The following is a 21,372-nucleotide window of genomic DNA, read 5'->3' as shown; positions in this document are numbered from 1 at the left end:
CCAGCGGCTTGGCGCTGCCGATCGAGACCGCCGCGAACCAATGCGGTTCGTGCTCGTCGCCGGTCACCGTCTCGTTCCAGGAACTGGAGCAGCACGTTCCTCGTCCGCCCGGTCACGAACGCTCCCCGCGCGTCCGCGGCCCGAGCGTTCAGGCACTCGACGCCGTCAGATCGCGTGGCCGCACCGAGGTCAGCGCCGCGATCCCGAACACCAGCGCGGGCAGCACGAAGTAGAAGCCGGGTCCGAGGCCGAGCACCAGTCCCCAGGCCGCCAACACCAGTGCCGCGACCGTCGTGACGAACCCGACAGCGCGGCCGGTGAGGTCCGCGACCACCACCGCCACCGCGGCGACCAGCGGCACCCCGAGCAGGTAGGCCGTGACGCTCCCGCCGTCGGCCGACGTCACGGGCAGCAACGCGACCGCGATCCCGACCGTCGCCGCGACCCCGGTCCACCGCAGCACCCGACCCACCGTCCCCGGAACCGCCCACCGGCCACGCAGGCGGACGAACGCGGCGACCACCACGAACAGGGCGAGGCACGCGCCCGCGATGACGGCGATCATCCCGACACCTCCCAGTGCGACGGGTCCGGCAGGGCCGTGACCCGGATCCCACCACTGAAGGTACGACACCGCGGCGCGGGATTCCCGTGATTCAGGGCAGCGCAGGTTGGGGGATCCGGACCGCGACCCTGGCCAGCGAGTGGAGCCGGGCGGCGATGGCCCATCACGTCCGCCCCGGCTGCGACGACTGCGCACCCGCTCCGACACGTACGGCGCGCCACTGGTCACTCGACGAGCAGGCCACGGCGTCGCAGGAGTGGATCGGGGCGGTCGTGGCTACTTCCGGGTTGTGGGTGCTGCGGTCCTCGACGGCTGGCCGCGCATGCGGGAGATCGCGCGGCCTGCGACGGTGGACGGTTGCGCTGCGCCGAGCGGGCCGGGTTGTTCCAGCTCTCGCATGCTCGTCCTCGGCGCACACCACGACACGGCTGACCGCCGAGCAGCTGACCCACGTGGCGGTGCAGATCGGCGGCGTGTGGTCATGGTCTGTCCGTCTGCGGTTTCGAGTTCGGTGCGGAGGTCGCGTACCTGTTGGGCGGCGTGGTCGTCGGTGCCGATGAGCAGGGCGAGTGCGCGGTTGAACCGCCGGTGCGCTGCGGCTCGTTGGCCGATTTGTTGGTGTGGGGCGGTTTTCCGAGCAGTGTGTCGGCGCGGGTGAGGTAGTTGGCGGCGGAGTCGAACCGGCCGACCACTTTGTACAGTCGGCCCTGGGCACGGTAGGTCGAGGCCACGTCGTGCAGCGCGGCGGCGCTGTGGTCGAGTCCGTTGCGGGAGTGCCCGCTCCGTCGTGGCCGCCGTCGGCCAGGGTGGCGAGGCGCGAGTCGCGATCACCCATTCGAGCCAGGACGACTCACCTGAACTCACGGATGTCACCGTTTAGCCGTATTCGTCGACCCACCGTCACCAGCCTGCGCAGGCCGCGATTACGAAGTGTTGCTGAAGCCACGATTTGTCACCCGTCCAGGCTACTCGACGCTCGAGTGGAATCGGGTCCGGCCAGCGCGGTTGGCGATGAACTCCGAGCTCTCGTGCCGTTTTCCTATTGATTTGGAATTTACCGCAGACGACTGCGTGTCATCGAAATCCGGGCTCTACCCGACGCACCCATAGGGCAACCACGAAGAAGAGCTCGCCAACATGACCGGTCAATACTGGACAAATCACTCCGAACACCTGTGTCGCGGAGAGGAGGCAGCGTCGCGAGCAAGCCGTCAACAGGTGCGGGCGGACAGGGCCGGAGAGTTCGGACGCCGCTGTCACGCATATACCGCAATCGTGGACCACCCGCAGGACGGGTTCGGGTGACGACTATCACGGCATACCGGGGTTTGAGTCGACCCGGAGACACGGCCGAGCAAGGGGGCGCATGTGACACACGGATACCTTTGACTCTTATGACGCCGTCGGTGGACCCGGGCTGCTGCTCACCGACGAACACCACCGTCCGACTTGCGTGGCGCTGCGGGAGCGGGCCCGATCGCCGACGATTCCCGGAAGAGCAGGTACCCGCTGGTCGCCACGAAATGCGCTGCCCGGTTACGTCCCCGCGGATTCACCTCGGTCGGCAACGCGCGTATGGGCCGGCGGATGATTTGGGCGCGGCGCGTGACCCGCCGGCACAGGGGGGACGACATGTCACCTATTCTTTCGTAATGTCGGGCAGGTGTGCGCCCGACCCGAACCACTACCGTCCTGATTGGGCAACGATTTGTCGCGCTGCCACCGGCAACGTCCCGAGCCGGGGGTTCGCGGGAAGCGCCCGTAGGCGCGGAGCAAGAAACACGGAATCTGTTGGAACTCCTCAGGAGGTTGTCACATGTGTGGGATAACCGGGTGGGTCTCGTTCGACCGCGATCTGAGCCACGAGCACGGGACACTGCACTTGATGACGCAGACGATGGCGTGCCGAGGCCCGGACGCTTCGGGTATCTACGTACACCGGCACGCTGTTCTCGGGCACCGGCGGCTGGCCGTGATCGACCTCCCGGGTGGTACGCAGCCGATGTCGGTGCACACGCCCGCCGGAGAGGTGTCGTTGGTCTTCAGCGGGGAGGTCTACAACTTCGTCGAGCTGCGGAACGAGCTGATCCAGCGAGGGGAACGGTTCACGACGGCGAGTGACACCGAGGTCGTGTTGCGTGGGTACCTGCACTGGGGCGCCGCGCTGGCCGAGCGGCTGATCGGCATGTACGCGTTCGCGATCTGGGATGCGCGGGAGCGGAAGCTGGTGATGATCCGCGATCGGATGGGGATCAAGCCGTTCTACTACTACCGCACGCCCGATGGTTTGCTGTTCGGCTCGGAGCCCAAGGCCATCCTGGCCAACCCGATCGTCAAGCCCGTGGTGGACGTGCACGGGCTGCGGGAGGCGATGTCGTACGCCTACAGCCCGCGGGAGGCGTTCTGGTCGGGCATGGACCAGGTGGAACCCGGCACCGTGGTCACCGTCGACGCCGACGGCGTGCGCGAGCGCACCTACTGGCGACTGGAGACGCGTCCGCACACCGACGACGTGGACACCACCGTCGGCCGCGTCCGCGAACTGCTCGACGACAGCGTGCACCACCAGCTCGTCGCCGACGTACCGCGCTGCGTGCTGCTGTCCGGCGGCCTGGACTCCGGCGCGCTGACCGCGCTGTCCGCGGACCACCTCGGCGCGGAACGGGTCCGGACGTTCGCGGTCGACTTCATGGGCCAGGCCGAGAACTTCACCCCGAACGAATTCCACGTCACCGCCGACACGCCGTTCATCAAGGACGTCGTGACGCACGTCGGGTCCGAGCACACCGACATCGTGCTCGACCCGAAGACCCTGGCCGATCCCGACGTCCGCAGGGCCGTGATCACCGCGAGGGACTCGCCGATGACCCTCGGCGACATGGACCTGTCGCTCTACCTGCTGTTCAAGGAGATCCGCAAGCATTCGACCGTCGCCCTGTCGGGTGACACGGCGGACGAGATCTTCGGGGGGTACCGGCACATGCGGACACCGCAGTCCCGCGCGTTCCCGTGGATCGCGGTCAGCATCGGCCCGCTCGACAAGGACGGCACCGGGCTGCGGCCGGAGGTCCTGTCCGCGTTGAAGCTGGAGGAATACCGACGGGACAGGTACGACGGCGCCGTCGCGGCGGTCGAGCGGCTGGATTCCGAGGACGACGACGAGTACCGGATGCGGATCATGATCCACCTGCACGTCACCCGGTTCCTGCGGTTCCTGCTGGACCGCAAGGACCGGATGAGCATGGCGGTGGGCTTGGAGGTGCGGGTGCCGTTCTGCGACCACCGGCTCGTCGAGTACGTCTACAACGCGCCCTGGTCGATGAAGAACTACGACGGCAGGGAGAAGAGCCTGCTGCGCGGTGCCGTCAAGGACATGCTGCCGGAGTCGGTCGCCTGGCGGCCGAAGAGCCCCTACCCCTCCACCCAGGACCCGCACTACGCGCGGGAGCTCCAGCAGCAGGCCAAGGAGCTGCTGGTCGAGCGGGACCACGCCGTGTTCGAGCTGATGGACCGGACCTGGTTGCAGGGCGCGGTCGGAGAGGACCCGACCGCGATGAGCAGGCTCAACCGGCTCGGCCTGGAGCGCACGCTCGACCTCGCCGTGTGGCTCGACCTCTACCGGCCCGAGTTGGACCTCGGCTGACGTTCCGGGCTCGTCGAGCCGGCGGGGGCTGTGCCATCACGGCACAGCCCCCGCCGGTTTCGTCGGTGTGCGCGGTCGGACGCTCAGCCCGATCAGGCCGCACGCGACCGCATCGTCAACTCCTGCCGGGGGTGCGCGGGACGACCGTCATCGGCAGCTGGCTGGGTACCGGCACGTTGGTCACCAGCTCCTTCACCGGTTTGCCGGGCACCGGCGCCAGGCGCACCCTGGCCAGCACGGTGGCGATCACCACGGTGATCTCGGTGAGCGCGAAGTTGCTGCCGATGCACTGGTGCACGCCCGCGGCGAACGGGATGAACGCCTCGCGCGGCATCTCGGCGACGCGCTCGGGCAACCAGCGGTCCGGGTCGAACCGGGCCGGGTCGGGGAAGCTGCGGGGATCGTGGTGCAGCGCATGCGGGCTGACGATCAGCTCGGTGCCCGCGGCCAACGGGACGCCGCCGAGTTCCACGTCGGTGATCGGACGCCGCATCAACAACCACGGCCCGTAGAAGCGGAGGACTTCGTTGATCACCCGACGGGTGTAGGTCAGCCGCGGGAGATCTTCGACCTCCACCGGCCGACCCTGCAACACCTCGTCGACCTCGGACAGCAGCTGCGACTCGATGTCCGGTCGCCGGCCGATCTCGTGGAAGGCCCAGGCCAGCACGCGGGAAGCCGTCTCGACCCCCGCCACGAACAGCGTGATCATCTCGTCGTGGATCTCCTCGTCGGTCATGCCCTGGCCCGTGTCCTCGTCACGAGCGGCCAGCAGCATCGCCAAGAGGTCGGAGTGCGCGTCGAGCCGGGCACGACGCTCGGTGACGACCTCGCGCACGGTCCGCCGGACGTGCTCGACCGCCCGGGTGAAACGGCGGTTGACCGGCAGGGGCAGCGAGCCGAGCAAGGCGGGCGACATGGCCCGGACGGTGCTCCCGGCGACGAGGATCCTGTTGCAGCGCAGGAACTCGTGCAGCCCCGGTGTGTCCAGGCTGTCGGAGAACAGGGCCTTGGCGACCACGGTGCCCGCGACGACCTGCATGTCGTCGTCGATGGGCCGTGATTCCCCGGCACGCCACGAGTCCACCATCTCGGTGGCTGCCTGCGCCATGCTGGTGACGTACCTGGTGATCTCGCGCCGGTGGAACGCCGGCTGCATCAGCCGCCGTTGGCGGCGGTGCCGCTGACCGGTCGAGGTGACGAGCCCGTTGCCCATGAAAGGCCGGAGCTTGTCGAAGACCCGGCCCCGCTCGTAGTTGCGCGCGTTGCTGACCAACACCTCGTGCACCAGCTTCTTGTCGGTCAACACGTAACCGGGCTGCGACCCGATGTGGACCTCGACGATGTCACCGTACCGGTGCAGTGACGAGGTGAACCTGGTCCGCTGTAACAGCAGTGGAACCGTGTGACCCAGCAGCGGCAGCCAACCTGGCGCCCTGGGTGCTGTGGCAGTTGCCATCGTGCGATCTCCCCAGTTTGAGGGTTGCTCCACCCGCCACGCTGGTCCTGATCGCCGCCGTGACGGGGAGATCTGTGTCAGGACGGCTCAGCCGCCCTTCGAACTTCCAGTCCCGGAAAGAGTTCGCCGGCTAAGGGGGTGCCGGCGAGCGGGCAGGGTGTGTCCCTCCGGCTTGCCATGGGTCGGATGGTGCGTCAAGTCGGCTCCGGTTGTCCGCCGGCGCGATCCGGGAGTGCATCCGGATTTCCGGCGGTGTAATCGAAAGTGCCTCACGCTGGTTCGTGTCCCACGTGATCCCCGATGCCCACAGACGAGAAGCCTAACTCACGGGAAGGGACGAACAACAGGTCGGACGCCGCATCCGATCACTGTCACTCGTTTGCCCCAACTGCGAAGACGAACGCGGCGTCCGACACGGCGCACGCCCGAATCGATGCTTTCTCCGGTCTTGCCTTTCTGGTGCGGAGCCGTACTTGCGAGGCCTTCGTCACTCGACCGAACCCCGAGGGATAGCTAGGATTTTCGCGGCGGAACCAGGTCCCGGGCGAGGAGAACCTGTGTTATTTCAGCCCTCTCAGGCCCACGAAGGGTGGCGATGGTTCCGGTAAACGGAAACCGGTCGGACGAATCGGCGAACTACCGGCCGCACGAGGTGATCCGGAAGGCGCGTCGGGTGTCGGCGCGGGACTTCCGCGCCGTCAGTCAGATCCTCAGCGAGCAGGACGGGAGCGAGTCAGCATGACGAGCCAAGCGACCTACCCGGTTATCGACACGACCGGGCGCGACATCCACGGCGAGTCCGAGCGCCTGCGGGCCTTGGGGCGCGCGGTGCGGGTGGAGCTGCCCGGCGAGGTGATCGCGTGGTGGGTCACCGACCACGCGCTCATCAAGCAGTTGCTCACCGATCCGCGGGTGTCGCGTGACACGTATCGACACTGGCCCGCGTGGGGTGGCGGCGAGAGCGAGCTGGCCAAGACGTGGTCGCTGGGGATGTGGGTCGCCAAGCGCAACATGATCAGCGCGTACGGCGCGGAGCACACCCGGCTGCGCAAGCTGGTGGCCAAGGCGTTCACCGCCCGCCGCACGCAGGCGATGCGCCCGCGCATCGAAGAGAGCACCGCCGAGCTGTTGGCAGGACTGGAGAAGGTGCCCGCGGGCGAGGTGGTCGACCTGCGCGAGCGGTTCGCCTACCCGCTGCCGGTGCAGATGATCTCCGGGCTGCTGGGCGTTCCGGACGAGATCCGCAGCCCGCTGTTGACCGCGGTGCACGAAGTCATGGACACCTCGGCAACACCGGAGCAGGTCATGGCCAACGCGCTGGAGGTGGACCGGCTGCTGCACGAGCTGGTCGCGATCAAGCGCACCCGGCCCGGCGACGACGTGACCACCGGCCTGATCCAGGCGCACGGCGAGGACTTCGGCTACTTGAACGAGGAGGAGCTGGTCGCCACCATCATGCTGATGTTCACCGCGGGCCACGAGACGACGGTGAACCTGTTCGACCACACCATCACGCTGCTGCTGACCCATCCCGAGCAGCGCGCCGCGGCGATGGCCGGCACGGTCGCGTGGGAGGACGTGATCGAGGAGTCGCTGCGCTTGGAAGCGCCGATCACGAACTTGCCGCTGCGCTACGCCGTGGAGGACATCGACCTCGGTGACGCGTTCATCCCGAAGGGCGACCCGATCGTCATCGCGTTCGGCGCGGGTGGACGGGACCGGAAGGTGCACGGCGAGAACGCGGCGGAGTTCGACCCGACCCGGCCCACGCGCCGCGACCACATGGCGTTCGGCCACGGCGTGCACCACTGCCTGGGCGCCCCACTGGCTCGCCTGGAGGCCGCGATCGGCCTGCCCGCCCTGTTCACCAGGTTCCCGCGGCTGCGGCTCGCGGTGCCGGCCGAGGAACTGCGCCCGTTGGGGTCGTTCATCTCCAACGGCCACGCGGCGTTGCCCGCGGTGCTGACCCCGGCCGAGTAAAGACCTTCCGGCCTCGGCATCCCGACGCCGGCGGCAGCTCCCGACGCCGACCAGGTCGTGCACGGGAGCTGTCCACTCGGAACGGTCGATCGGGGCGGGTGGTGCGGGCGGGTGAGCACCCGCCCGCACCACCCGGGCCCGGAATGCCGGTGTCGCGTCAGGACGGTCGGGCGGCCTGCTCCGCCGGCTCCGCGATCACCGGCGGCTTGAGGTAGCTGGTGGCCCAGGCGAGCACGATGGCGATCCCGGCGATGATCGCCGCGGTCAGCACCGGCGCCGAGGGACCGAAGCCGCTGATCGCCACGCCACCGGCGGCCGAACCCACCGCGATGCCCACGTTGACCGCGGAGGCGGGCAGCGAGGACGCCAACGCGCCGCCGGGGCCTGCCAGCGTCACCACGCGGAGCTGGAGCGCCGGGGTCATGCTCATGGCGAGCACCCCCCACGCCAGCATCACGACCGCCACGAGGGCCGGGGTGGAGCCGACGAAGTAGAGCGCCAGCAGGGCGATCGCGGTGCCGATGGTCCCGACGATCAAGGTGCCCGTGGCGTTCTTGTCGGCGAAGCGACCGCCGCCGAAGGAGCCCACCGCGGTGGCCAAGCCGTAGGCGAACAGGAACGCGCTGACCACTGCTCCGGTGACGCCCGTGACCCTTTGCAGGAACGGCACGATGTAGGTCAGGGCCGTGTACAGCGACGCGAACACCGCGATGTTCACGGTCAGCATCATGAGCACCCGGGGGGCGAAGGCGTACTTGGCCTGGCCCCCGCCGCCGCGGCTGGTCCCGGCCACGGAGGGGACGACCAGCAACGTCGCGATCAGCGCGACCACGCAGAGCACGATGATCCCGGTGAACGAACCGCGCCAGCCGAACCCCTGGCTGGCCAGCGTGCCCAGCGGCACGCCGATCGCGGCCGACACCGTGACACCCGAGATGATGATGGCGATCGCCCTGCCCACGCGCTCCGGCGGGACGATCGACATGCCCGCCACGAACGCGACACCGATGAACAGACCCTCGACGGCGCCGGCGACGAAGCGCACCACGAGGAACACCGCGTAGTCGGAGCCCAGTACCAGGACCAGGTTGGCCACGATGAACACGATGAGCGCGCCGATCAGCACGGTTCGCCGGTTCATCTTCACGGTCAGCATCGTCAGCACCGGGCCACCGATCGCGATGCCCAGTGCGAAAGCGGTCACCAGCGCGCCGGCCGCGGAGACGGAGACGCGGAGGTCGGCCGCGATCAGGTCCAGCACACCGACCACGAGCAGTTCCGCACAGCCCATGACGAACACGCCGAAGAACAGCGTGACCAAGACGAGGGTTGTACTACTCCGACTCGATACCGCTTGCTGGGAACTCATGTGAACCGCCCTTTGTGGGTGTCTGCGTGTTTCTTGTTGTTGCGAAGGGCCTTACCCACGAACAGGTCTGCACCAAGACCTGCCGCGAGGTCGCGCAGCGATGTGAATGGAGTAGTCCGTCGTGTTCTCGACCATCGGGAGCGTTGACGTCGTCACGGTGTCGGGTCGGTTCCTTCTCCCGCGCAAGGGCTCCTCGCGGGCAGCGAGCACCCCCTCGCGCGACAACGCGTCGACGAGGTCTGCCACACCGCGCCCGAGCCCCGACTGCTCTCCTTTCGCAACCAGTTGCACTTTAGGGCACAATGGTGGGAGTAGGCAACTTGCCCGGAGGTGGGTGTGGTGCGGAAGGACACGCGGTCGAACTGCCCGATCAGCCTGTCGCTGGAGATCTTCGGCGACCGTTGGACGTTGCTGGTCCTCCGCGACGTGATCTTCGCCGATGCCCGGCACTTCCGCGAGCTGCTCGCCAGCCCCGAGCGGATCTCCTCGAACGTCCTCGCCGACCGGCTCGCCGCGCTCGTCGAGCACGGGCTGCTCACCAAGTCCGACGACCCCTCGCACAAGCAGAAGGTCACCTACAACCTGACCGAGCAGGCGATCCAGCTGCTGCCCGTCTTCGTCCAGCTCAACGTCTGGGGAACCCAACACCTCCCGGTGGCCGAGGTGCACGCCGCCCGTGCCGAGTTGCTCGCCACGGGCGGTCCGCCGATGTGGGCGGCCTTCATGGACGAACTCCGCGAGTCCCACCTCGGACCGCAGGCCCGCCGGCAACCGGCGCCGAGCGGTCCTACCGTCGCCGCGCAGATGGAGGCCGCGTGCGCGGCCGCACTCGCCGGCGCGGCCGCCACCTCACCGGGTCTCCGGGACCACAGGACCGAGCTGGCGTCGACGTAGGCCGCTGCGACACCGACCTGGCGCGGGACGCCTTCGAGCACGCCGTCCGGTCCCGCGACGTGCGCGACGGACAGCTGATCCACCAAGTTCCTCTGGGGAAGCATCCCCATGCCGTGACGAAACTGTCCACCGATACCGCCGAGGCCGGTGGTAGTTGCGCCAGACCTCCAGCCTCGACGCGGTGGAAGCCCACGGCGATGCCGGGGTGAGCGTGCCGACCGATGGCGGCATCGGCGCGGGCCGTACTACGTGACCGGCTGGTCCGGCTTGCGCCGGACGCCGCGCGGCAACCCGCCCGACACCAGCAGAACCACCAGCGGTACGCCGTAGAAGATCAACGCCGTGACCGTGTCGTTGGGCCGGAACGCGATCGGCACCACCACCGCCTCGATCCCCACCGTCATGACCGGCACCAGGAGCACCAGCGCGGCCCGGCGGCCCACGCGTGCCCCGATCCCGGCGGCCACCGCCGCACCGACGACCAGCACGGCCAATCGCGCCGCGTCGGCGAGCGGCTCCCGGTGACCCAGGACCCCGATCACCACAGCCACCACGACCGTCGCCGCCATCACGAGGACCGGTGCCCTGCCCGCCAGCTCGCGCCCCCGCGCCGGTCCCGGGGACAAGGTCAACGCGACGGCGGTCACCGCACCCAACAGCACCCACCCGGCCTCCGCGTAGGCCCACAACCAGCTGCGCTGCGACACCGTGGCGACCAGCACGAGGCCGATCGTGCCGATCCACGCGCCGATCGCGGCCGCCCACCGTCTTCCGAACACGGCGAGCACGGCGACCGCGAGCCAGACGAACCACACCGGCGTGTCCGGTGCATGTGTCCACAGGGGCATTTCCCGCAACGCGCCTGCCTGCGCCCACCACGCCACCTCGTGCAAGCTCGAGGTGGCGCCGGCCAGGATCGAGATCGGGCCGAGCAGACTCACGATCGCCAGCACACCGCGTGGGTCGATGCCGCCGTCGGCCCCCACCGCACGGCGCAGGTGCAACCGGAACGCGCCCCACAGCAGATCCGCGGTGTCCTTCCACCGCGGGTGTCGCCGGCCGCCCGCGGCCATCAGCACGTCGAGCATCTCCTCGCCGTGCTGTTGGCGGTGGTCCCGCGGGTAGAGGGCAAGAAGCCGCCGGTACTGCTGTTCGCGTTCGCTCACGCCGTTCCTCCGATTGGCCGTGCGCGGAGCCGTTGTTCCGCGACACGGGTGTTCGCCCGCAGCCGTTCCACCTCGGCCGCGAGCCTGGCCGCCCCCAGGTCGGTCAGGCGGTAGTAGCGACGAAGCCTGCCGTCCACGACCTCTTCCCGGTCAATCGCCACCCACCCGTCGGACGACAACCGGTCCAGCGCGGTGTAGAGGGTGCCCGCCCGCAGCCGGACACGACCGCCGGAGATCTCCTCGACGTCGCGCAGGATGCCGTAGCCGTGCCGAGGCCGGGCGGCCAACGCCGTGAGGATCAGGAAGGTCGGTTCTCTCAGCGCGTCCGTCACGGTAACGGTATATACCGATCATCGACCTATGTGCAACCGGCGAACCTGATACCGCCGCACACGTTCGGTACCTCGTGGGTGAACCCCTGACGCGCTGCGATGCTCATCCGGTGCGGTGAAGACGCACACCAACCGCACGTTGGCCGTAAAGATCAACCTTGTGGAGAAACCATGGCTCAACGTCGAGACCAATCCGAGGACCCGGGTTCGCACCTGCTGCGGCGGCGGTCACTGCTGGCGGCAGGCGCCGCGCTGCCGGTGCTGGCGGTGGCCCCACCCGCCTGGGCGCAGACCAGCGTGGTCGTCGAACCTTCGATCGTGCAGCAGACGATCCTCGGATTCGGCGGCATGAACCACCCCGGCTGGATCGGCGACCTCACCGCCGCCCAGCGGGAGACGGCCTTCGGCAACGGCGCGGGACAGCTGGGCTTCACCGTGCTGCGCATCCCCGTTCCCGAGGACCGCGCCAACTGGAGCCGCGAGGTCGCCACGGCGCAGCGCGCCGGTGAGCTCGGTGCCAAGGTCTTCGCCTCACCGTGGAACCCGCCGGCTTCGATGACCGAGACCTTCTCCGGCGGCAAGCGGCTGCGCTACGACTCCTACGGCGCCTATGCGCAGCACCTGAACGACTTCTCCACGTTCATGAGGAACAACGGAGTGAACCTGTACGGGATCTCGGTGCAGAACGAGCCGGACTACGCGCACGACTGGACGGCCTGGACGCCCAGCGAGATGGTGCGGTTCCTGCGCGAGAACGCCGGCTCGATCAACACCAGGGTCATCGCGCCCGAGTCGTTCCAGTACCGCAAGAGCACCTCGGACCCCATCCTCAACGACGCCGCCGCGCTGGCGAACGTGGACATCATCGGCGCCCACCTCTACGGCACCAGGCCCGAGGACCTCCCCTACCCCCTCTTCCGTGAGAAGGGCGGCGGCAAGGAGCTGTGGATGACCGAGGTCTACCACCCGAACAGCACCGACTCGGCCGACCTCTGGCCGCATGCGCTCGACGTGGGCGAGCACATCCACCGCGCGCTGGTCCACGGCCGGTTCCAGACCTACGTGTGGTGGTACATCCGCCGCTCCTACGGCCCGATGCGCGAGGACGGGCAGATCAGCAAGCGCGGCGCCAACATGGCCCACTTCTCGAAGTGGGTCCGCCCCGGCTACTCCCGGATCACCGCGACGGCGAACCCGCAGTCGAACGTCTTCATCACGGCGTTCAAGAGCGGGTCCAAGATCGTCATCGTCGCCATCAACAAGAACCCATCGGCGGTGTACCAGCCGTTCACCATCCGGGGCATCACTTCCGCGACGATCCCGACCTGGGTGACCACCGGGACGCGGACCCTCGCGCAGGACAAGACCATCACGATGTCGAACGGCTCCTTCGACTCGCAGCTGCCGGCCCTCAGCATCAGGACCTTCGTGGTGGGCTGACGGCCGTCGGCCGCCGGGGTCACAGGCGGTGGGATCACCTCATTGCACGGGCGGCAGGAATCGAGCCCTGCTGGGCACGGTTTACGGACCGTTGCACCCTCCATAATTGAGTATTGGCCGCCGTGGGCGACTCCGTCGCCGAGACGCCTGACCACGTCGTCGTACGGGTGAAAGGAAAATAGGCCGAATGCCGTGAATCGGCAATGGCATTTACTGGCCGATGCGGTAGGATTTCCGACTTCGGCAGCAGCGGTTGCCCGCTGCCGAAGGCCGCGGGTGCCTTGACGCATGCCACACGCCTCCGCCGGCATTCTGCCGACAAATGTCGATGTACGGATCGGGTGGAGGAATCTGTGGTGCGAACTCGGCGATGGCGGAAGTTACGATCGGTCACGTCCATTGGTCTGGCGTCGTCTCTCGTCGCAGCGACGTTCACGGTCCAGACCGCCACGGGCGCCGCGGCGGCGACCGCCGGGCCGGCGCTGTCGGTGGACGTGTCCGCCGCCCGGCACGCGATCAGCCCCGACATCTACGGCCTGAACGGTGGCGATCCGGCGTTCAACGCCGAGATCGGCCAGTCGGTGGCGCGTTGGGGCGGCAACGCGACCAGCCGCTACAACTTCAAGAACCGCACCTACAACACCGGCAGTGACTGGTTCTTCGAGAACATCGTCTCCGACGAGGCGCGCTCCGTCGAAGGGGTGGTCAAGTCCAACCTCGACCGCGGCATCAAGTCGGTCGTCACCGTGCCCCTGATCGGGTGGGTGGCCAAGGACTCGCCGTCGTCACACCCGTTCGACTGCGGTTTCCCGGCGACCCGGTTCCCGCAGCAGGACAGGTTCGACGAGTGGGACCCCAACTGCGGCAACGGCCAGCTCAACCAGCAGAACCTCACCGCCGTGCCCACCGACAGCTCGATCCCGGTTGGCCCGGAGTTCGTCGGGGAGATGGTGTCGCACCTGGTGGGGAAGTTCGGCACGGCGGCGCAGGGCGGCGTGCCGATCTACGAGCTCGACAACGAGCCGGTGCTGTGGGCCCACACGCATCGTGACGTGCACCCCGAGGTGGTCACGTACGACGAACTGGGCGGCAAGGGCACCGCGACCGCCGCGGCGATCAAGGCCGCCGACCCCGGCGCGGCGGTCCTCGGCCCGTCCGGCTGGGGGTACTGCGAGTGGGTCGCATCCGGGCTGGACGGCTGCGGGCCGGGTCCCGACTCGGCGGCGCACGGCGGGCTCAACCTCTCCCAGTGGTACCTGAAGAACATGAAGGACTACAGCGACGCCAACGGGGGCAAGCGCTACCTCGACTACTTCGACCAGCACTTCTACCCGCAGATCAGCGGCGACAAGGATCCCGCGACCAACGCGTTGCGGCTGCGGTCCACCCGGTCGCTGTGGGACCCGACGTACGTCGAGGAGTCCTGGATCGGCCCCGGCGGGGTCAACGCGCCGCCGTTGCAGTTCATCCGCACGATGAAGTCCTGGATCGCCCAGTACTACCCCGGCACCAAGACCGCCATCACCGAGTACAACTGGGGCGCGCTCGACCACATCAACGGTGCGCTGACGCAGGCCGAGGTCCTGGGCATCTTCGGACGTGAGGGCCTCGACCTCGCCACGATGTGGGGCGAGCCCAAGCCGACCGATCCGGGTGCGTACGCGTTCCGGATGTACCGCAACTACGACGGCGCGGGCGGGCGGTTCGGTGACGTCAGCGTGTCCGCGACCTCCGCCGGACCGGACCGGCTGTCGGTGTTCGCGGCGCAGCGCTCTTCCGACGACGCGCTGACGCTCATGGTCGTCAACAAGACCGGCGACGACCTGACCTCGCCGCTGTCGGTGGCCGGGTTCGACGGTGCGGGTGCGGCGCAGCGGTTCACCTACAGCGAGGCGAACCTGGGCGCCATCGTGCGCGGCGGCGACCTCCCGGTGAGCAACGGCCAGGTCGACGCGACGTACCCGGCCAACTCCATCACGCTGGTGGTCCTGCCGCAGGCCGGGTGCTCGGCGAGCCTGCACGTCAACGGCGACTGGGGCACCGGTCACGTCGCGACGGTGACCGTCACCAACGGCCGCCGCACGCCGATGACCGGGTGGCGGGTCGGCTGGACGTGGCCCGGCGGCCAGCAGGTCACCAACTCGTGGAACACCACCCTGAAGCAGAACGCCACCGGCGTGGTCGCCACGGACGCCGGGTGGAACGGCTCGATAGGTGCGGGCGGCAGCGTGACCTTCGGGTTCCAGGCCACCGGCAGGGCAGCGGCGCCGACCCTGCTCTGCACCCCCGGCTGAGCGCACCCCCGCAACGGCGCCGGGTCGACGTCAGTCGGCCCGGCGCCGACTCGTTCGTCGGACGACGCCGACCCCGGCACCACCACGACGACCCCAGGCCGGGCGTCCTGGCCGGTCTGACCTCTCTCCTCAGCTATTCGTGGGGTGCCGGTGGCCGCCCCGGCGTCGCGGTCAGCCGGTCGGCATGCTCCACCTCTGGTTCGAGCCCGCCACGCAGTCCCACACCTGCAACTGGCGGCCGTTGGTCGTGTTGCCGGCTTCGAGGTCCAGGCAGCGCTTGGACCACGAGTTCTGGTACTGGTTCGTGCCGATGCGGATCCACCTCTGGTTGTCGCCGCCCCAGCACGGGTGCGTCTTGAGCTTCGCGCCGTTGCCGATGGTCTCCCCCGGCTGGTCGAGGCACTCGTCACCGATCCTGATCTTCCCTGCCGCGGTGAACGTCCAGCGCTGGTTGGTGGTGTTCCGGCAGTCCCAGATCTGCACGACGGCGGTGGCGCCGTCGCGGTCGACGCACTTGTCGGTGTCGTTGTGCCGGATCATGCCGACGCCCTGGTCCGGTCCGGCGGGCGCGCCGGCCCATGCCTTGCCCAGCCGTCGGAACGTCAGTGATTCGACGCGCACCGTGCCGTTGTTGGCGTAGGCCCGGATGCCGAGGCTGCGGCTGGAGGAGTCGAAGTCGACGTTGTCGGTGACGGAGATCCTGCCGTCGTTGCCGAAGGTCTCCAGCTGCCCGCGGTCGACGAGGATCCGCAGCTTCACCCGGTTGCCGACCGGTGGCATGGCGGCGTCGGCGAGGGTCTGCCGGACGCGGTCGTAGCCGATCGCCGCGTCACGTGTGCCGTCGGCGCGACGGTGCAGCTCGAAGCCGAAGTCCGTCGCCGTCGCTCCCGTCAGGTCGTAGGTCGCCTCGATCTCGTAGGTGTCGGCGGCGATGCCGTTGAACGGGTTGGTCGCGAGGTCCGCGGAGATCGTCAGGTTGCTCCAGGTCTGTGCCGCCTGGCGGATGGAGGAGATCTCGCCGACGGGGTTGCGGGTCACCCGGATGCCCTCGCCCGGGAACGTCCTGAGCCCGAGCTGCGCGGGGAACGACGCGTTGCCGGTCCAGGTGGAGCCCTTGTTGCCGGGCTGCCAGAACATCTGGACCACCCGGTCGGTGGGCATGTTCGTGAAGGTGAGGCCGGCGTAGGCGGTCCCGTCGAAGGCGGTGCGGCCCACGTCGAGGCGTTGCGGTCGCGACCAGCCGGCATCCGGCACGAAGACACCGGCGCCGTTCAGCGTGCCGATGACGTATTCACCGCTCGCGTCCTGGAGGACCCACTTCGGGTTCGCGGTGTCGCCGTCGACCGGCAGCTGGTAGAGGTCGGGGCACTCGAACAGCCAGTCGGCGCGGAACTCGCCGCGGTAGGTCCAGTCGAGCAGGTTCGTCGAGCTGTAGAACTTGGCGACGTTGCCGCCTTCGTTGCCCCAGAAGACCATGCTCCAGCGATTGCGGGCAGCGTCCCAGATCACCTTGGGGTCGCGGGACTCGTACGGGGTGGTGATCACCTTGGCGCCGCCGTTGTACATCCGGAACGTCCGGGCGCCGTCGGTGCTGTAGGCGATGGACACGCCGTCGGTGTTGGTGAAGAGCAGGATCGGGGCGTCGGCGCCGGTCTTGAGCCCGGTGACGTTGCGGGTGTCGACCCAGCCGCCGCCGGAGAAGAGCGTGGCGTTGTGCGTACCCGGCTCAAGGGCGATCGGCTTCTGGGTCCAGTGCACGAGGTCCGGGCTGGTCGCGTGGCCCCAGTGCATCGTGTCCCAGTACAGGCCGTGCGGGTTGTGCTGGTAGAAGAGGTGGTAGACGCCGTTGTAGTACAGCGGCGCGTTCACGTCGTTCATCCAGCCGCCCTGTGAGCTGAAGTGGAACTGGCCGCGGAAGGGCTGGTTGTAGTCGGTCGCGTCGTAGGGGTACTCCGGGTAGGGCGCGGCCTGCGCCGAGGGCGCTGCGATCGCTGCGATCGCGATCAGGATCGCCACTGCCGCCAGGGCGGTGGTCCGTCGCCGGAGCGATCGCGTGGAGGTGGATCTGCGCATGGTGGCCTCACTTCACATCAGCGGGAAGGGAGCTCGCTTCGGTACTCGCCGTGCGGTCGGCTCAGGTCACTCACGTCCCACCACCACCCGGTCACGCCCCCTCCTACGTCAACGTTGACGTAAGGCCGCTGGACACGCTGAGGTGCCCACTCTCGTTGCGTGGTTGCGAACAGCAGCGGGAACGCCGCACCACACCTCCGGACCCGTGAGGACCGTTCGAGGAAGTGGGGCGTTCGTTAAGTCATCGTTGACGCTAGCTTCGTGATCGACGCCACGACAAGCCACCGTTACCCAAGCGTTACCTGAGCTCAGTCGTCATGTGGACACAGGTCTTGGTCGGCGTTCACGAGCAGGACGCACTCCGGCGGTCGGTCGACGTCCCGCACATCCGGCAGCCGTAGCAGGGCCAGCGGTCGGTTGCGGCCGTCGCGGAACTTGGACAGGTCGACGCGGCCGGAGGCACCTTCGTAGCAATTCCGGGTCGTGGTGGTGGGGTCCTCGCAGGCGGACTCCCGCAGTTCCTGGGCCACCGCGGCCCGGTGCGGGCCAGGTCCGGCGGTGTCGGTGGCGGCGACGGCCTGGAGGAACAGGCCCGCGCTGTCGTGGCTGAGGCCGACGCGCTCGCCGATCCACGCCAGCGGCTGCGCGCGGAGGATGTCGCCGAACTCGCGGCCCGCTCGCCCGTACACGTCGGCACCGTCCAACAGGTCGCGCAGACCCGCGCACAGTGCCGCGACCTGTTGGTCGCCCTTCGGCAGGCAGGTGCGGTTCCTCAGCACGGTCTCCGGACCGAGTGAGACGTAGAGGATCGACTTGCCGCCGTACTTGGCTTTGGTGCGCTTCTCGCGCTGGGCGACGAAGCGGGCCACGGTGTCGTCCCCGATGACGACCGGCAGATCGTCATCGCACACGTCGAGCACCCGTTCGAGGAACGTGTCGAAGTCGACCTGCCTGCCCGCGTAGAAAGCGATCTCGTCTGATCCGCACTCGGGGGTGAGTGTCCCGATCTCGTTCCAACGGCTGAACGCGTCGGGGCCGACCAGCTCGGCCATCTCCGCCCCCAGCGACTCCAGGTAGCCGTCGCCCACGATCCGGCTGGGCTGGTAGACGGTGAGCCTCTTGTCCGTCTGGTCGGCGTAGCGCTTGACGAGCGCGGCCTGCTGCCGGTTGTTGGGCACGACCTGGAAGTAGAGGGGCGAGCGTTCGGTCAGCCCGATACCGGTGAGCGTGGTGGCGACGACGGGCACGCCGAGGTCGCCCAACGCCGCGATGGCGCTTTCCACCGGGTCGACGGTGCGGCCCATGCCGACGGTGCCCATGATCGTCGGATCCTGGGCCAGCAACGGGGCCAGCATGTCGACCAGTGTCCGGGCGTGGCGCATCTCGAAGCCCGCGTTCGCGATGATCACGCGCAGCAGCGGGACGGCGTGGTCGCTGCGCCGGTTGGCCTCGGCTTGGCGCAGCAGCAGGCCGGTCAGTTGCTCGGTGGTGGAGTCGTCGGCTCCCAACTGTCCCTTCGGCTTGGTGAACTCGGTGAAGTAGACGACGCTGACCAGCGGCCGGGTGGCCGATTCGGCATGGAGGCGCTGCGCCACCTCGTTCATCTCGAACACCGCCCGCTGTGCGGACCGCAGTCGCTCGTTGTCCCCGAACACGTGACCCGCCCGATCGCTGTAGCCGATGCACTCGGATCCGCCCGCACCGTCGACCAGCCGGGTCCGGACCCCGATGCCCGCACCCGGCATGCAGTCCCCGATCCACCGTGGGACGGCCCAGAGTCCGCCCGCCGCGAGCAGGCTCCCGATCAGGGCTACGCCGGTGATCCGCGTCGTCGCCTTGCGGACGGGCAGCGGCACCGGCCGGGGGCGCGGATGGCCGACCTCCGTCCAAGCGATCTCGTCGTTGTCGCCCGCGGGCCCGTCGTCCTCGTCGGGCATGCGGACCACCACGAACCGGGCGTCGCGGTGCAGGAGCTGGCGCCGCTCGGGGAGCCGTTGCACCCACTGCCGGAGCACGGCGGGCAGCCGGTACACCGGCTCGGTGTGACCTTCCCCGGTCAACCACGGGGGCGGTGCCTCCGCCGTGGCGACCACCAACAAGGGATCGGGCTCGGTCGAGCGGTTGCGCACGTCGTTGATCAGTTGCAGCAGCTCCCAGCCGCCGTTCTCTTCGCTCACGCCTGTGAGCAGCACGAGGACGTGCGCGGTGCGCCGCCCGCGTCGGAACCTCCATGTCGCCGTGCCGTACTCCCGGCGGAGGTCCTGCAGGAACGCATGGACCAGCAACAGTTTCAGTTCGTCGCGGGCGTCGTCCCGGTGGCTCGCCTCGGTCAGCCACTCGGCGAACCCGACGAACGACTCGGAGTGGCCGGGAGTCAGGAACGGCTGGCGCATCAGCCAGGACCGCTCCCGTCCGAACCGGACCCACCACTGGTAACGCAGTCTGCGAACCACCGCGGCCGGGGAGAACGCGACCCCGCCGGGTGCGGTCACCCGAACCGGCTCGGTGACGTCGGCACCGGTCGTGGGCCGCGTCCGGTGCCAGGTCCGCATCACGGTGGTGATCGCCGCCCGCTCGTGCAGGGTGTGGCCCGCCCGTACCGGCTGCCGGGTCAACCAGTCGGTGAAGCCGGCGATCCGGAACCGGTGCACCCGCCGGCGCCCGAACCGGTCGGAAGCCAGGCGACGCTGCAGCGCGGCCAGCAGTGGCACCAGCCGTGAATCGAGCGGCCCGCCGTCGCCCGGTGCTGTCCTGGCGTCGGCCTCACGCACGTCCTGGACGGCCTTGTCGACGTCCAGCGCGGCGTACAGCACCTTGGGCGGGGCGGCCCGGCTCAGACGGTCGTCCAACGCCTGGGCCCACAGGGTCGCCTGCTCGCCGATCAGGCAGACGAGCGGCAACGCCCGCTCCCAGCTGTGGGACCAGTGCGTCCGCTCACTGTTGCGGTCCGCACGCAACGCCCTGGGACGGTCCAGCAGGTCCTGCAACACCGTGAGCAGCGTGTTGAGTCCGCGGAAGACGACCTCACTCACCCCTACCCCTTTCGCCACGGCCGACAAGGGGCGCCAGGCACTGTCACCCGCGTGGTACGCGGTCTACCTGATGGGACAGCCAAGCCTGGTAACAGTTCAACGGCTGGAGACCAGGAAGACCCCGGATCACCGGAATGGACGATGAGGCGGGCGGGAAAGTCCGGCAACCATCGACTCCAGGCGCATATCCGGAACGAGGCCGTCCTATTCCCAATCCCAACCGAGTTCCGAGTCGGTGTCCTGCACGTGTCAATTCATAGACAATGCATCTGATGATTCGATCTTCCACTCGTGCAAGGTGTATTCAGTGCGGTAGACCGAACAATGGTGAAGAGTCGATGGTCTCGCTGGGAGGACGTCGGATGGCCCGGGTTTCGTCAGTTACGCAGCGGAGAACCGTGCTATCGCCGGCGAGGTGCGCGACTGGTTGGTCGTGGAGGGGCACGAGGTGTTCCTCGATCGCGACCCGGAGCGCGGGATCGCGGCCGGTGAGGACTGTCGGTGCCGATGATGGCGGCGGACCCGGCGTGGTGGGTGCTTCCGGTCTTCGTGCCGCGCGAGGATCCGGTCCACTCGTTGGCGCGGGTTCTTGCGGCGCCGGGTGCCGAGCTGGGGCTGGGGCTGGGGTGGACCGTCACGTCCATGGTGCGGCGGCTGGCGGAGGAGGACGGGTTCGCGGAAACGGCCGACGACTTGCCGGCCGCCGCGCCCGGTGGACCGCGCAGGCAGCTGCTGGTGGTGATCGATCAGGTGGAGGAGCTGGTCGGCAGACCGAACGCGCAGTTCGCCCGGATCGGGGCCTCCGCGCCACCCGGCCGCGTGCGGCTCGTCGGGGCGACCCGGCCGGAGTTCCTGCGGCAGCTGCCGGCTGATCCGGTGATCCGCGGCCCGGCCCCGCTTGCGGGGCTGCGGGTCGAGGACGAGTTGGTCGAGCGGCTCGTCGCGGACACCGGTGACGGTGAGGGCGCTGCCGCTGCTGGCCTACACGCTGGCCGAGATGTTCGTGGACGCCCAACCCGGCGTCGGCTTGTCTGCCCGCCGCTACGCCGAGTTGGGGTACTGGGCGTCGTGCGGTGCAGAAGAAGGTTGAGCAGGCGTTGGCCGAGGCCCAGGAGATCTCGGGGC

Annotated in this window: 13 protein-coding genes; 6 read left to right on the top strand and 7 right to left on the bottom strand. The window is 68.9% G+C overall.

Features of this window, described 5'->3' with window-relative positions:
- Positions 1–148: 148 nt before the first annotated feature.
- Positions 149–565: a hypothetical protein gene (locus tag ACYVLT_RS08425; RefSeq protein ID WP_461119555.1), complete on the bottom strand. Its 417-nt coding sequence runs from the start codon at positions 563–565 to the stop codon at positions 149–151.
- A 1,816-nt stretch (positions 566–2,381) separates the two neighbouring features.
- Here ACYVLT_RS08425 and asnB point away from each other — a divergent pair.
- The gene (gene asnB, locus ACYVLT_RS08420) at positions 2,382–4,208 is read left to right on the top strand and encodes an asparagine synthase (glutamine-hydrolyzing) (protein WP_461119554.1); all 1,827 of its coding nucleotides are present in this window, start codon (positions 2,382–2,384) and stop codon (positions 4,206–4,208) included.
- 115 nt (positions 4,209–4,323) lie between these two features.
- On the opposite strand, the gene ACYVLT_RS08415 is transcribed toward asnB, so the two are convergent.
- Positions 4,324–5,667: a cytochrome P450 gene (locus tag ACYVLT_RS08415; protein WP_461119553.1), complete on the bottom strand. Its 1,344-nt coding sequence runs from the start codon at positions 5,665–5,667 to the stop codon at positions 4,324–4,326.
- A gap of 738 nt (positions 5,668–6,405) precedes the next feature.
- On the opposite strand from ACYVLT_RS08415, the gene ACYVLT_RS08410 reads away from it, so the two are divergent.
- Positions 6,406–7,647, top strand: coding sequence for a cytochrome P450 family protein (locus ACYVLT_RS08410; RefSeq protein WP_461119552.1), 1,242 nt, complete (start codon positions 6,406–6,408; stop codon positions 7,645–7,647).
- A gap of 157 nt (positions 7,648–7,804) precedes the next feature.
- Here ACYVLT_RS08410 and ACYVLT_RS08405 read toward each other — a convergent pair whose 3' ends face one another.
- Positions 7,805–8,968, bottom strand: a complete 1,164-nt coding sequence (locus ACYVLT_RS08405; RefSeq protein ID WP_461119551.1) for an MFS transporter — start codon at positions 8,966–8,968, stop codon at positions 7,805–7,807.
- 387 nt (positions 8,969–9,355) lie between these two features.
- Here ACYVLT_RS08405 and ACYVLT_RS08400 point away from each other — a divergent pair, with 387 nt between their 5' ends.
- Positions 9,356–9,910 carry a winged helix-turn-helix transcriptional regulator gene (locus ACYVLT_RS08400; protein ID WP_461119550.1) on the top strand — a complete coding sequence of 185 codons (555 nt, stop codon included), beginning with the start codon at positions 9,356–9,358 and terminating at the stop codon, positions 9,908–9,910.
- A gap of 245 nt (positions 9,911–10,155) precedes the next feature.
- Here ACYVLT_RS08400 and ACYVLT_RS08395 read toward each other — a convergent pair whose 3' ends face one another.
- Together ACYVLT_RS08395 and ACYVLT_RS08390 are read right to left on the bottom strand one after the other, a co-directional pair.
- Entirely contained in the window at positions 10,156–11,076 is a 921-nt protein-coding gene (locus ACYVLT_RS08395) for a hypothetical protein (RefSeq protein ID WP_461119549.1), read from the bottom strand.
- Positions 11,073–11,408 (bottom strand): PadR family transcriptional regulator, encoded by a 336-nt coding sequence (locus ACYVLT_RS08390; protein ID WP_461119548.1) that lies wholly within the window; start codon positions 11,406–11,408, stop codon positions 11,073–11,075. Before ACYVLT_RS08390 ends, ACYVLT_RS08395 begins: the two co-directional genes overlap by 4 nt.
- 171 nt (positions 11,409–11,579) lie before the next feature.
- Between ACYVLT_RS08390 and xynC the strand changes: the two genes are divergently transcribed.
- Together xynC and ACYVLT_RS08380 are read left to right on the top strand one after the other, a co-directional pair.
- Entirely contained in the window at positions 11,580–12,848 is a 1,269-nt protein-coding gene (gene xynC / locus ACYVLT_RS08385) for a glucuronoarabinoxylan endo-1,4-beta-xylanase XynC (RefSeq protein WP_461119547.1), read from the top strand.
- Between the two features lie 356 nt (positions 12,849–13,204).
- On the top strand, positions 13,205–15,142 hold the full coding sequence (locus tag ACYVLT_RS08380; RefSeq protein ID WP_461119546.1) for a glycoside hydrolase family 44 protein: 1,938 nt from the start codon (positions 13,205–13,207) through the stop codon (positions 15,140–15,142).
- A 171-nt stretch (positions 15,143–15,313) separates the two neighbouring features.
- On the opposite strand, the gene ACYVLT_RS08375 is transcribed toward ACYVLT_RS08380, so the two are convergent.
- On the bottom strand, positions 15,314–17,158 hold the full coding sequence (locus ACYVLT_RS08375) for a ricin-type beta-trefoil lectin domain protein (RefSeq protein WP_461119545.1): 1,845 nt from the start codon (positions 17,156–17,158) through the stop codon (positions 15,314–15,316).
- A gap of 365 nt (positions 17,159–17,523) precedes the next feature.
- Positions 17,524–20,247 carry a type 1 periplasmic-binding domain-containing protein gene (locus ACYVLT_RS08370; protein WP_461119544.1) on the bottom strand — a complete coding sequence of 908 codons (2,724 nt, stop codon included), beginning with the start codon at positions 20,245–20,247 and terminating at the stop codon, positions 17,524–17,526.
- A 958-nt stretch (positions 20,248–21,205) separates the two neighbouring features.
- Here ACYVLT_RS08370 and ACYVLT_RS08365 point away from each other — a divergent pair.
- Positions 21,206–21,337 carry a hypothetical protein gene (locus tag ACYVLT_RS08365; protein ID WP_461119543.1) on the top strand — a complete coding sequence of 44 codons (132 nt, stop codon included), beginning with the start codon at positions 21,206–21,208 and terminating at the stop codon, positions 21,335–21,337.
- Positions 21,338–21,372: the final 35 nt, after the last annotated feature.

It is taken from the genome of Saccharothrix stipae (assembly GCF_054781895.1).
Note: the sequence above shows the minus strand (reverse complement) of the source record. Positions and strands in the feature narration are given on the sequence as shown.

Excerpts from the sequence above, each read along its gene's own strand:
- ACYVLT_RS08410 (WP_461119552.1), top strand. The coding sequence starts at position 6,406 with ATGACGAGCCAAGCGACCTACCCGGTTATCGACACGACCGGGCGCGAC.
- ACYVLT_RS08415 (WP_461119553.1), bottom strand. The coding sequence starts at position 5,667 with ATGGCAACTGCCACAGCACCCAGGGCGCCAGGTTGGCTGCCGCTGCTG.
- xynC (WP_461119547.1), top strand. The coding sequence starts at position 11,580 with ATGGCTCAACGTCGAGACCAATCCGAGGACCCGGGTTCGCACCTGCTG.
- asnB (WP_461119554.1), top strand. The coding sequence starts at position 2,382 with ATGTGTGGGATAACCGGGTGGGTCTCGTTCGACCGCGATCTGAGCCAC.
- ACYVLT_RS08425 (WP_461119555.1), bottom strand. The coding sequence starts at position 565 with ATGATCGCCGTCATCGCGGGCGCGTGCCTCGCCCTGTTCGTGGTGGTC.